General features: G+C 42.7%; 10 protein-coding genes. 8 read left to right on the forward strand and 2 right to left on the reverse strand.

Annotated elements, in window-relative coordinates; genetic code table 11:
- Nucleotides 1–2: 2 nt before the first annotated feature.
- Entirely contained in the window at nucleotides 3–1,193 is a 1,191-nt protein-coding gene (locus tag LUA90_RS13830; protein WP_231491280.1) for a PAS domain-containing sensor histidine kinase, read from the reverse strand.
- Between the two features lie 253 nt (nucleotides 1,194–1,446).
- Here LUA90_RS13830 and LUA90_RS13835 point away from each other — a divergent pair, with 253 nt between their 5' ends.
- From LUA90_RS13835 to LUA90_RS13870, 8 genes are all read left to right on the forward strand, one after another.
- A complete protein-coding gene (locus tag LUA90_RS13835) occupies nucleotides 1,447–4,125 on the forward strand; it encodes a cation-transporting P-type ATPase (RefSeq protein WP_231491281.1) in 2,679 nt (892 codons plus the stop codon).
- 51 nt (nucleotides 4,126–4,176) lie between these two features.
- A complete protein-coding gene (locus tag LUA90_RS13840; RefSeq protein WP_231491282.1) occupies nucleotides 4,177–5,034 on the forward strand; it encodes a universal stress protein in 858 nt (285 codons plus the stop codon).
- Nucleotides 5,035–5,268: 234 nt separating this feature from the next.
- Complete coding sequence (locus tag LUA90_RS13845; RefSeq protein WP_231491283.1) at nucleotides 5,269–7,644, forward strand: phosphoketolase; 2,376 nt, start codon at nucleotides 5,269–5,271, stop codon at nucleotides 7,642–7,644.
- 51 nt (nucleotides 7,645–7,695) lie between these two features.
- Nucleotides 7,696–8,076 carry a BON domain-containing protein gene (locus tag LUA90_RS13850; protein WP_231491284.1) on the forward strand — a complete coding sequence of 127 codons (381 nt, stop codon included), beginning with the start codon at nucleotides 7,696–7,698 and terminating at the stop codon, nucleotides 8,074–8,076.
- Nucleotides 8,077–8,378: 302 nt separating this feature from the next.
- Nucleotides 8,379–10,025, forward strand: a complete 1,647-nt coding sequence (gene glgP / locus LUA90_RS13855; RefSeq protein WP_231491285.1) for an alpha-glucan family phosphorylase — start codon at nucleotides 8,379–8,381, stop codon at nucleotides 10,023–10,025.
- A 169-nt stretch (nucleotides 10,026–10,194) separates the two neighbouring features.
- Nucleotides 10,195–11,025, forward strand: coding sequence for a hypothetical protein (locus LUA90_RS13860; protein ID WP_231491286.1), 831 nt, complete (start codon nucleotides 10,195–10,197; stop codon nucleotides 11,023–11,025).
- A gap of 18 nt (nucleotides 11,026–11,043) precedes the next feature.
- Nucleotides 11,044–11,472, forward strand: coding sequence for a hypothetical protein (locus tag LUA90_RS13865; protein ID WP_231491287.1), 429 nt, complete (start codon nucleotides 11,044–11,046; stop codon nucleotides 11,470–11,472).
- 147 nt (nucleotides 11,473–11,619) lie between these two features.
- The gene (locus LUA90_RS13870) at nucleotides 11,620–13,137 is read left to right on the forward strand and encodes a L,D-transpeptidase family protein (protein ID WP_231491288.1); all 1,518 of its coding nucleotides are present in this window, start codon (nucleotides 11,620–11,622) and stop codon (nucleotides 13,135–13,137) included.
- On the opposite strand, the gene LUA90_RS13875 is transcribed toward LUA90_RS13870, so the two are convergent.
- Nucleotides 13,138–13,620, reverse strand: coding sequence for a hypothetical protein (locus LUA90_RS13875; protein WP_231491289.1), 483 nt, complete (start codon nucleotides 13,618–13,620; stop codon nucleotides 13,138–13,140).
- Between the last annotated feature and the right edge of the window lie 70 nt (nucleotides 13,621–13,690).

A 13,690-nucleotide genomic window follows, 5' to 3' on the forward strand; every position in this document is an offset into this window, starting at 1 on the left:
GGTTATTTTTTTTGTGGGAAGGTTAGTGTGAATAGCGTACCCCTGTTAACTCTGCTTTTAAAACTGACATGACCATTCATTAGTCCGGTATATCTTGACAAAATGCTCAAGCCAAGTCCGTTTCCTGAAATATTGCCGGTATTGTGCGCCCTAAAGAATGCCTCGAATAAATGTTTGTGGTCGCTCTCCGGTATTCCGATTCCATTATCGCAAACCCTAATGGTGCAATTGTGTTCATTTATTTTAGTGTAGAATTGTATTTCACTTTCCTCACCGGAATACTTGATGGCATTGTCTATCAGGATGATGATACAGTTTTTCAAAAGGTTCTGATCGAGCGTGATCTTCTGGATTGTCCCCCTGTGTTTGAAAACAATCTGTTGTTTGCCACGCAGGACAACCTGCATCTCCCCGGTGATTTCCTCAGCCATTTCAGCAAGATTAAAGTGGCTTAAACTTGGTTTGACCATGCCACTATCCAATTTCTCCAGGGATAAAAAGTCATTTAAGATTGCTGTGATGTTCAGCACTGCATCTTTGATCTTGACTACATGCTTTCCTATATTCTTTTGGTCGAGTGATTCGGCATAACGTTCAATCAGGGATGCTGATAGATGGACCAGACTCAACGGTGTCCTGAATTCATGAGAGGCAATAGAAACAAAACGGCTTTTAAGCTGGCCAAATTCCTTTTCCTTACTGAGTGACTGGTTGAGCTCGATTTGGGTCTTTTGAAGGTCGCTTACACTGGTTCTCAAGGAGTGCGTGCGTTCCTCAACCTGAACTTCCAGTTGTGCCGCATAATCCTGTAGCTTCCCTTCGGCTTCTTTTTCCCGCGTCAGGTCGTGAATGAACCCTGCGTAAATCACGCGGCCAGAATATTTAACTTCGCTTACACCCAGACGAAATGGGAAAAAACTACCGTTTTTTTTCATGCCGATAAGCTCCCTGCCAATCCCAATAATATTCGCTTTTCCTGTTTTGCGGTAATCGAAAAGGTAACGGTCATGGTAAGACCGATCGGGTTGGGGCATCAGCTTTGATATATTCTGGCCAATTACCTCCTCAGGCGCAAAATCAAAGAGCTTGCAAGCCGCCGGATTGATGGATTCTACGATACCCCGTTCATCAATAGTGATCAGTCCGTCTATTGCATTGTCAATAATTGCCTTCAGCAATACGGCGTTTTCCATAAATAATTGATTAACAGCTAAATGTTCTATCTGTATTAATAGAACCCTCTCGTGGTGGGAATGTTTCGATTTAATTCTTTTCAGGAATATTACGAAATGCCAAGGTAGTCATTCAAGAATGAAATTTACGTTGCGAATGATGATAAGCATCACCAAATCCGGCCGGGGCCATCATTTCATAGCACCCGGGTTCAGGGTACTTTTGCTTAAAGTAACATCATGCCAATGATGGCAATGATTTTAATATAAGAATATGAATGATAGCTTAGCCGCCAATAACTCATCCGTTCCCGTTCTAACCCTGGCAGACCTGTTCAATAAGTTTGAGACAGATGGTCTGCAAGGCATTAGTGAAACGGAAGCTTCGTCGCGTTCTGACCGGTATGGGCTCAACATCAATGCCAGCCAGAAAGTCAAAAGCGTTTGGCAAATGTTTTTTGAACAGTTCACAAGCCCTATCGTTTACCTTCTGTTTGTCGCCGGATTTGCTTCCCTATACTTTAAAAACACGCTCGAGGCGATTGCGATTTTTGTTGTTATTATCATCAATGCCTTGATCGGTTTTTTTATGGAACTCCAGGCCAGAAGCTCCATGCGGGCATTAAAAGAAATGGATTCAAGTGTTTCTAGAGTTGTCAGAGGCGGAAAGACGATGGAAATACTTTCCGAAAATTTAACCGCCGGAGATTTACTATTACTAGAATCCGGAGACATGGTCTCGGGCGATGGCAGGGTCGTGGAGTCAAATGGACTCCAGATAGATGAATCCGCATTGACGGGGGAATCTTTTCCAATTTTTAAAACCAGCGATAGTCAGACCACCGATGTTGACCCTTCCGCTTCGGTCAATATGGTATACAAAGGTACCGCGGTAATGAATGGAAATGGCAAAGTGATAATCACTGGCATTGCTGCCAATACCGAAATTGGTAAAATCAGTGAAATGGTCGGCCGTTCAATAGCCACCAAATCTCCATTGGATATTAAAATCGCAAACCTGACAAAAAAGCTAATCTATATTACCCTTTTCATGACCATGTTTTTTGCATTTACAGCATTTATTGAGGGTAAGCCCTGGCTGCAGATTTTGGAAACCTCCATCGCATTAGCGGTTGCGGCCTTCCCTGAAGGACTACCAATTGTTGCCACCGTAGCACTTGCTTTTGGTATGCTGCGTATGGCAAAAAGAGACGCCATTGTCAAAAGGCTTTCATCAGTAGAAACGCTCGGCGGAGTGAACGTTATCCTGACAGATAAAACCGGAACCCTTACCGAAAATAAGATTTTCGTCAAAGTACTTTCATTTCCTGGCGAAGAGGTCAAGGTTTCTATAGAAAAAGGGCATCTGGTTTTTGATGACCGGGGCATTAATAATAGTGAAAAGAATTTTGAGCTGCTAGTTAAAATTGGAGCCCTGTGCAACAATGCGCCTGAGCCAAAAAACGAAAAATCGAAGATTTCAGGTGACCCGCTGGAAATTGCCTTGCTAAAACTAAAAACAGCTACGGGATTTGAAATTATGGCTAATCAGCGGATCGCGGAAATTCCATTCAGTGCAGAAACCAAACTCATGGGTACGGCTGATCATGATAAAGAAAATTGTTTCATATCCGTAAAGGGCGCTGTTGAAAATTTAATCCTGAAGTGTAGCGATATTCAGCTTGGTAATGAGGTAGAAAAAATGACGCAGGCCAACCGTCAAGAGATCCTGTCCAGCGCAGAAAAGCTTTCATCAAATGGTTTGAGGGTGCTGGCCTTTGCATCTAAAACCATTAATAATCTACCGGAAGGTGATTTCATTACTGAACTGACGTATGTCGGAATGGTCGGGTTTTTGGATCCCCCCCGAAGCGACATTAAAGGGGCTATAGCCACCTGCCGCAATGCAGGGATAAAAGTTGTGATGATAACCGGTGACCACCCGCTCACAGCGCTAAGTATTGCTAAGCAGGTTGGCATTACTCAGGAAGACGATAACCAGGTTATATTAGGAAATGCGCTTCCCCAGGAAGAACTTCTGGATCAGCAGTGGAAAGATAAGATTCTCTCTACAACTGTATTTGCAAGGACCTCGCCTAAACAAAAACTCGGGATTGTGGACACTTACCAAAAAGCAGGATTTCTGGTTGCGATGACCGGCGATGGGGTCAACGATGCTCCTGCTATCAAAAAAGCAGACGTCGGGATAGCTATGGGGCTTCGAGGGACGCAGGTGGCCAAAGAGACTGCCAATATCGTGCTTAAAGATGATTCTTTTGTCTCGATCTCCAAGGCTGTTGCCAATGGACGGGAGATTTTTCAAAATATCCAGCGCTTTGTAATCTACCTGATTTCCTGTAATCTGAGCGAAATTATTATCGTGACATTACTGGGCTTTTTCGCCAGTGGAGCCATTCTTTTTCCGCTTCAAATCTTGTTTCTAAATATGGTGACCGATGTCTTTCCTGCCTTGGCACTTGGTCTGGGCAAAGGCGACAAATCCATTATGTTAAAGTCGCCCAGAAATCCCGGTCTGGAAATTATATCCAATCGAAATTGGCTTGTCATATTGGTTTATGCCCTACTGATGACCCTTTCGGTTATGCTGGCCATTTTTATCTGCATGAGGTTTATTACCGATCAGGCCGACATCATTAGCAATGTAGCGTTTATTACCCTGGCCGCTGCCCAGCTCTTCCACGTATTTAATATGTCTTCCCTGCGGTCAGGTATGATAAAAAATGAAGTAACAAAGAATAAATTCATATGGATGGCCATTACATTTTGCTTTGCCCTTGTCGCCTTTGTATATGCCGTGCCCCAGATTCGGAAAGTTCTTCACCTCAGCATCCTACCAATAGCGGTTTGGCTGGTTGCACTGCTTGCAGCGATGTTGCCTCTGGTACTGGTTCAAACATATAAACTGATTTTTGGAAAAAATAATACAAAATGACGGGCTTAAGGTGGATTGTTCTAAGATAAATATTAATAACAAATAAAGATTATGGAAAATATACTGCTATTGACGGATTTTTCTGCAAATGCCAACAGCGTTGCAGAATATACCTACGATTTTGCTAAAAAAATACATGCTGATATTACCCTTTGTAATGCTATGACTATTCCCTCTGAACTGCCTAATGCAGGACTGGTCGTTTGGCCAATGGAGTCACATGAAGTGATTAAGGATAGGAGCGGCTCAAAACTCAATAAGCTAAGAACACACCTGCAGCATCGGGATCATTCTCATTCGAAGAAGCCTGTACTCACGCTTTTAAACCAGGCGGGTAGTCTGCAGGATGTCGTCACTGAAATTGCTTCGGAAGGAACAATTCATTTTCTTGCCATGGGTGCTCATGATCAAAGCATGGATAGCTTTCTAAAGCAGGATCATACCAGAGGTATTATTGATTCCTCACCGGTACCGGCGCTATTGATTCCTTTAACTTTAAAGTTCGAACCCATTCGAAACATCTATTTTGCGTCCGATCTCAAGGATCTCGCATCAGATCGCATATTTCTAACCAGGCTGACCGCTCTGGCCAGGATGTTTATGTCCGAGATTTTTATTATCCATATTTCATCCTCCAAATCGGCTGCAACTGTTAAAGAAAAAATTTATGATATGTTGAATGATTTAAGGGAAGGCTTGGGATACCCGGGTATACATTTCAGGGAAATCATCGCGGAGAATGACACTTCATCTCTTGAAAAAATAATGTTGGAAAAACGAGTTGATATGATTGCTGTGGTCCACCGGGAGCACAGTTTTTTTAGCAGATTGTTTAAAGGAAGTGTTGCTAAGAAGCTTGCCGGACAGCTTACCATGCCGATGCTCATCTATCAGGAGTCCAATAAATAAGCTCACATGATGCACACAGGATTAACATCTACCCGAACCATGATCGTGGTCATTCCCGGGCCCGATAAAGAAAAGGATATTTGAGTTCAATTTTGTACAAGTGCAGGGCAAAGCATAAATGGAAGATTCCGGTTTTTAATAAATTACCTGGTTCAACTGAGAATGCTAAGCTATTTAAATTACTTTCCATCAAGCAAATGACCGCAATAGTCATAGCGATTAAATTAAATTACCATGCAAGAAATATCAGAGGTTATCATAGATAAAATACACCGATACTGGCAAGCCGTTAATTACCTTTCAGCTGGTCAAATCTATTTACAGGCAAATCCATTGTTGCGTCAACCGCTCACAGCCGAAGACATCAAACCCAGATTACTTGGCCATTGGGGTACTTCCCCGGGCTTAAATCTGATATATGTCCATCTGAATAGGTTGATAAAAGATACGGATGCGGATATTCTATATGTTTGCGGACCTGGGCATGGCGCTCCTGCAGTTGTGGCACATACTTATCTGGAAGGCACCTATACCGAATGCTTTCCGGAAGTAACCAGGGATGAGAAAGGAATGCTTAAGCTGTTCCGGCAGTTTTCTACACCAGGAGGAATACCAAGCCATGTAAGTGCCCATACCCCGGGATCAATCAATGAAGGGGGTGAGCTTGGCTATTCCTTAATGCATGCCTTTGGTGCGGTTTATGATAATCCAAATCTAATTGCCGCCTGCGTGATCGGCGACGGCGAGGCAGAAACAGGTCCCCTGGCAGCGAGCTGGAATTCAGTTGCTTTTCTGAATCCGGCAAGGGATGGCGCAGTATTGCCCATACTTCACTTAAACGGATACAAAATTGCCAGCCCCACCATCTTTTCCAGAATGGATGATGCTGCATTAAGCGAACTTTTTAAAGGTTATGGATATGAGGCATTTTTTGTTGAAGGAGAACATACACATAATGTGCACAGACAGATGTCTTCGACGCTGGATATCGTTTATGATAAAATCAGAAAGATACAGTATAATGCAAGGGCGGAGGGCATGATTCATCAACGAAAATGGCCACTCATCATTTTAAGAACACCTAAAGGATGGACCGGACCTAAATCCTGGAACAACCTGCCTATTGAGGGCTCATTTCGTTCCCACCAGGTGCCGCTAGCCGGGGTTAAAGAAAATCCCGAAAAGTTACAAGCCCTGGAAGCCTGGATGCGGAGTTATGAGCCGGACACGCTTTTTGATGAGGATGGTGCATTATTAGCTGAATTGCAGGAGATCGCTCCATCAGGTGAGAAGAGAATGAGCGCAATTCCCTTCTCGAACGGTGGACTTTTGTTAAAAGAACTCATCTTACCAAACTTTAAATACTATGGTATAAAAGTCGAACACCCCGGAACTGTTTTAGCGGAAAGCACCAGAAATTTAGGAAAGTTTCTGCGTGAAATATTTTCGATGAATGCGGAGAATAAAAATTTCAGGTTATTCTGCCCCGATGAAACGAATTCAAATAGACTCGAAGCAGTCTTCCAGGTTACAGACCGATGTTTCATGGAAAAAATAATTGACTCAGATGATAAGTTATCCCCCGATGGCCGGGTAATGGAAGTGTTGAGTGAACACCTATGTGAGGGATGGCTTGAAGGCTACCTGCTGACCGGGAGACATGGACTTTTCCCTTGCTACGAGGCTTTTGTTACCATCATTGATTCGATGGTAAGCCAGCACGCCAAATGGCTAAAGACCACTCAGGAAGTGCCGTGGCGAAAACCTATAGCCTCATTGAACTACCTTTTGACTTCACATGTCTGGAGGCAGGATAATAATGGCTATAGTCATCAGGGGCCAGGATTTATCGATACCGTCGTCAATAAAAAAAGCAGCGTGATCAGGATTTATTTGCCACCTGATGCCAACACCCTTTTATCAGTAATGGATCACTGCCTGCGAAGTAAAAACTATGTAAATGTAGTTATCGCTGGCAAACAGCCGGAGCTTCAATGGCTCGGTATGGATGAGGCTATAGCACACTGTGAAAAGGGAGCATCGGTATGGCATTGGGCCGGAAATGAATCCGGAATCGCTGAAGTTATCCTGGCCTGCGCAGGGGATGTACCTACCCAGGAAACGATCGCTGCATCAGAACTTCTTCGCGAACACTTCCCCGAGCTTCAGCTAAGGGTAGTGAACGTGGTTGATTTGATGTCCCTATCGCCAAAGGCTTACCATACCCACGGGCTCAGCGAAGAATATTTCAATGACTTATTCACCAGCGCTGCCCCGGTAATCTTTGCCTTTCATGGGTATGTCCGGATTATCCATGATTTGGTTCATGGAAGACCTGATCCCTCGCGTTTCCATGTTAGAGGATTTATGGAAGAAGGTACGACCACTACACCATTTGATATGGTGGTGCTCAATGAAATGAGTAGGTATCATTTGGCTATGGAAGCAGTCAAACACGTACCCAGGTTTCAGCAACAGGCTGATGAATTTATTCTTTTCTGTGAAGAAAGGTTGATGAAACATAAAGAATACATAAAACTTTACCTTGATGATTTGCCTGAGATCAGAAACTGGAAGTTTAAGGGCGTCAGAAAATCTATTTCGGTCTAGACATTTAAGAAGAAAGATATGATGAATAGGAAAAGATTTAGCCCATTTATAATGGAAATCATTGCAAAAAACAAAGATAAAAAGTTGGAAGATGAAATCAGATCGGCAATCCTTGCTGATCCCTTGATCGATACCGACAAGTTAGATATTTCGATAGCGGATGGCGTGGTAACCCTTTACGGGACGGTCGATACCTATGCCGAGAAACGGGCTGCGGAGCATGCCATTAAATCGATCAAGGGGGTTAAAGATTTAATCCAAAAAGTCGAGGTCCGGTTTTCGTTTAATACCAATCTGGCCATTTACATGGGTAATAACCTTGTGCTGGACGGCAAGCATTCCTATACCAATGATGTTGATCACCTGCTCGGACGAAAAGGAAATAATTATCCGAAATTTCATTTTTCAGCCAGCAGTAATGAAATCTGGTGAAAGCGGACGTACTAAAAACCAAAGCCATAACAGGTTCATTCTATGGTATCTGCGGTTTATACGGACGTTGGTTCAATGGGTGTCCAGCCGCTATTTGTTTTTGGAGCTTTCCAGGCAAATGACCCTATGGCCCTATCTGCCCATTGGTAATTTTATCAAAAATATTTTTTCCAATAGACGGAAGGCATAGCGAGGAGAATTAGCGAGGCACCACGCTATGCGTGAAATAATTCGTATATTGAGATGGATGTAGCTTGCCAATAACTCATTTATTGGCTTCTGCATAGCATATAAAAAACCTCATGACCAGAACTGAAATTTTTGGGTATACCCCAGACACGGCATACCAGACAAGCGTGGCCTACTACTCTATGGAATTTGCCGTTGATCAATCCCTAAAGATTTATAGTGGGGGCTTAGGATTTCTTTCCGGATCCCATCTTCGAAGTGCATTTGAATTGAAACAAAATCTTTTAGGCATTGGTATGCTGTGGAAATATGGTTATTATGACCAGGTACGGGACCGCGATAGCCACATGATTCCTACATTCGTCCAGAAAGATTATTCGTTCCTTATCGATACAGGAATTGTTTTTTCGGTGCCCGTTCACAGTGCGGAGGTAAAGGTCAAAGCTTTTCTTTTGCCACCCGAAACTTTTGGTACAGCGCCCTTATTTTTGTTGAGTACCGATCTTGCAGAGAACGATGAAATAAGCAGAAGCATTACCCACCGCCTGTATGATCCAAACGAAACCACCAGAATTGCGCAATCGATCATTTTGGGTATTGGTGGAGGAATGCTTCTCGATCACCTTAATCTGCAACCTGACTATTATCATATGAATGAAGGCCATGCTGTAGCATTGAACTTTTACCTTTATTCAAAATACCAAAGCCTGGCAGAAATTAAAAAACGCATGGTCTTTACCACCCATACCCCGGAGCTTGCAGGTAATGAAGAACATGACTTCTCACTTTTAAAAGAGATGTCTTTCTTTTACCATTTACAGGATCATGAGGTAAAATTTTTGCTTGGACTTGAAGGAGATAAATTCAACTATACACTCGCTGCATTGAAGTTTTCAGGTAAAGCAAACGGGGTATCCAAACTACATGGAATCGTTGCCCGCGAAATGTGGGGAGGCTATGATGGAATTTGTGAAATCATTTCCATTACAAATGCCCAGAACCAAAAATACTGGCAGGATGAAATCTTGGCCCAAAGCCTAACCCAACATCAGCAGCAGGAGTTCTTCGCCAGGAAAAAGGAACTTAAATCAAACCTTTTTAAAGAGGTAGCGGACCAGACCGGAAAACTGTTTAATCGAGATGTGATGACGCTGGTCTGGGCACGGCGCTTCGCCGGATATAAAAGAGCGGATCTGATTATGCGTGACTGGAAACGCTTTGAGAACCTGCTGACCCATTCCAAATACCCAATACAAATTATTTGGGCAGGAAAACCTTATCCCGAAGATGCAGGAGCCAATCAAATATTCAATTCCATTATAGACCGAACCAGGTCGTTACCGAATTGCGCCATATTGGTGGGATATGAACTCGGTCTGTCTTCACTTTTAAAAAATGGGGCCGATGTCTGGCTGAATAACCCAAAGATGTACCGCGAAGCTTCCGGCACAAGCGGGATGACAGCCGCAATGAACGGGACAATCAATCTTTCTATACCAGATGGCTGGATCCCTGAGTTTGCCAAAGACGGCGAAAACTGTTTTCTTATTCAGCCTGCTGATCATTTATTATCCGATGATCAGAAAGATGAGATCGAGAATTCAAACTTGTTGGAGGTGCTTGAGGGAAAAGTATTACCTGCTTATTACGATGATTCATCAAAGTGGTTTGAAATTGTCAAAAAGGGTTTTGAGGATGTGATTCCTGATTTCGAATCATCACGTATGGCAAAAACATACTATAAAGAGCTGTATAGCTGAAACAATTTTTTAGTGGTGAAATAATGATCTAAGCATAATATATTGGTGGTCATGATAGTAATAATCTTATGTCATGACCAACCGCACCGGTTAGGGTGACTGCCGTCATTTCGTTTGATTTGTCCTATGCCGACCTTTAGGGTCTACATAGTGCTTAAATCCAAAACAAATGAAATCCATTGTCATCATTAATGATCAAAGTCCGGAATCTGAACATGCCGCCGTATTTGCCCTGGTTATGGCACAGCGTTTAGGGGTTAACATGATTCTGGCAAACCTACCGCTACTGAAATTAACCACAGCGGAGTATGGATGGACCAATACGATCACAGAGGTTGATCAATCAACAGCAGTCGATTCGAAACTAATGAAGAACCTTCTGGAAAGAAAAATGTTGCATCCCGGATTCAAACCTTTGATCCAGGAAAAGAATTTTTCATGCGAGACCGATGACCTGCTCAAATTGACAAGTGAGAACGAAATCATAATGGTCATTAAGGGCCTGGATGAATTTCTGCCACATGCGCTGCTCAATGTAAATCTTGCCATTAATAATCTTCTTCACAAACTTCATGTACCTCTTCTCATTATCCCATCCTCATGGTCTGAGAATGAAATTCAGCGTATGGTTTACCTTACCGACTTACGTTTTTGTGGCATTCCAACGATGAAATTTCTCGCGCATCTCGCTACCTGTTGGGATGCTAATCTGGTGATCGCACACTCTTCAGCCAGTGGTATGCCTGAAATGGAAAGCCATCAGGCAGAGGAAGTATTTAACGAGGAGATCAGTTTGAACATATGCTATAAAAAGCTATACCTAAATATCATGGATCAAAGCAAATCCATTGATACGCTAGAAGTCGTAGTCGGCGAGATGAATGCCGACCTTCTGGTAATGGTAGATCAGCATTTCCATTTCAACTTTTTAACCCAGCAGTATTTCAAAGACAAATGTTCCCTGTATAATCCTGTTCCAATATTAATCTTCCCTTCATAATTTATTATCGCAAAAGACATGAATACTACAAACACAATTGACCCCGCTTATATCCAGTATCACGCTGTTGCCAGACATTGGGCTTCGGATATCGATTTTTTTAAAATAGAAATTGTTTTCCTTCATCATTTGCTTGATGATCATTTCATGCTGCTCTCCGGTCCGGACTATATTGATGGCTTAAAAGGTATTGGAAAAAAGTTCCTGCAAATTGAAAAAGATAAATACCAGGCCGATACAAATTTGATGGACTATATCAAAATACTGGAGGGCCAGACGGAAAATCTGGTGGATGGTCATGGAGAACTTCTGGCCATTAAACATAAGCAGATGGAACATACGATGGTTCACTTGAACGCCACTTACAGGACGCTTAAAAAAGAACTCTTTGCGCTCGTTATTGCATTGATTCAGGATAGGAAACGCCAGGGTTTACCGGCAGCTTAAGCTGATGATAAAGGTCAGCCAATCAGCCGACCTTTATCATTTTGCGGCCCATGAATTAAGATGACTTTTGATACCAATAGTTTTGAAATAATAATTCTTCACCGGAATAAGGTAATTCAGAATCCACACCATAAGCAACCCATTAACATGAAAAATCAATCAATGGTTCAGACCCAGATAAAATGGCCGAAACTTATATTTATCTTTTGGCTGTTTTGCCTATTCTTGCATGCATCGATTAATGCATTTGGCCAGAATCCAGTTATCTCTTTTACAAAAGAAGGAGAGAAGACTCATGAAATGATGTCGCAAGAAACCAAAAGGCAACTTCTGGAATGTAAGAACATGCTGAATTTTCCAGAATCGGTTGAGCGTTTTTATGCCGGCAAATCCTACCAGTTAGCCTGGGTAGCCAAATCAAATCATAACAGGCAGCTGGCGCCCGCGATGTTGATCCTGGATTGTGTAAAGCAATATGGATTGACCAGAGATAACTTTCACGGCAACAATCTGCTTTACAAGCAGATCGAGATATTTGCCCAGGAGCCTGAAATGCTTAGTGGCTCGCAACGCGCCATTTTCGATGTCTTAATGACTGATGCCATGCTGACTTTCATGAATTATCTCCACTACGGACAATTCAATGCTAGCCTTACTCCCTTAGTTGTTGATCAGGGTAAGTTAGGAGACTTCAATGCTGTGGATAAACTCTACACATTAATGGAAAGCAAGGACTTTTACAATGATATTGCCAGCGTGCAACCCTTGTCAAAAGAATATGATGAATTGCAAAAATATATGCACCTGGTTCGCGGCCAATATTTAGAGGATAGCTATGAGTTTCCCGAGAAAAGTGTTCGCAAAATGACCATAAATATGGAACGCTTACGCTGGAGTGACGCAAAACCCGGGCCAGCATTGAGTATTAACATCCCGGCGCAAACGGCTAAACTTCATATATTACACTCAGTGAAGGAATTTAAGGTAATTGTGGGTAAGCCATCCTCTCCAACACCAACATTAATAAGCAGAATTACCCATTTTACTACCGCCCCTGAATGGAAAGTGCCTTATAATATATTTGTTAATGAATTATTACCCAAAGCAATCCGGGACAGAGACTATCTCGAAAATAATCACTTTGCTATCTATGATGCTAAAGGGAACTACATCAACATCAACCAGAAGAAATTGGCCTATATCAAAGCCCATCCGAAAAGTTATTCGGCGAGACAAGCTTCGGGATGTGAAAATGCCATGGGCAGACTGGTATTCCGGTTCCAGAATCCATATCAGGTATTCCTGCATGATACCCCGCAACCCAAATTGTTCCTTTCTAAAAATAGGGCATTGAGCCACGGGTGTATTAGGGTAGAAAATATTGAAACCCTCGCTGCAATGATTCTAACGGCAGATGATAGCAGGAGTAAAATACCAATGATGCGCAAAGCCATTGCCGGCTATCAAAAGAAAAATTTTGTCCTCATAACACCTTTACCCATATCAGTTGACTACATCACTTGTGTCATGAGTGATAGCCAATTGGTCATCTTTGAAGATATATATGCGCAAGACCGGGCGCTGGAAATGGCCATGTATGGTTATGAACGCCTGCTTGCTTCTGATCTAAAGATTTCTTTAAAAGCAGTCAGTATTTTACCCTAATTAGATTGCGCCTTCATCAGCTGACCATTCTGAGCTAAAACTCCCCAGGCGTTGATGGTACATTTCATCTCCGCTATGCTGGGTGAATTCGATATTCAGTTGTCCTGTTTCCAGCCCCAGAACTTCATTGCACATCTCAATAAGCGCCCTTGATAGTACGGTTCGCACATGCGCATCACGACCCTGGCGGATATCGCACATCAGGATTGCCGCAGGCATCGGCTCATGATTACCGCATCTCCAGATTCCACCTTCACCCAGTTCACGGATGCTCACTGTAATCCTGTTCGCGTCAGCCTTCATAATTTTAGCATAGGTTTCGCCTATCCGCTTCGCTAGGAGTTTCTTTGTGGCGTACGGATAAGTCCTAATCACTTCAAGTTGCAAATAAGGCATAGTTATAATGTTTATAATGATTAAACCTGCATTGGTTAGATCATTACAAAGTAGGGTGATAGGTAGCGTTTTCTTGCTGATGGACATCACCATCAAGCTTGATTGACATCATGGTATGCGGCGGAAAAGCTAAGCATCTTTACATCAATCCTAATTC

This window comes from Pedobacter sp. Leaf170 (assembly GCF_920984665.1).
GTDB lineage: Bacteria > Bacteroidota > Bacteroidia > Sphingobacteriales > Sphingobacteriaceae > Pedobacter.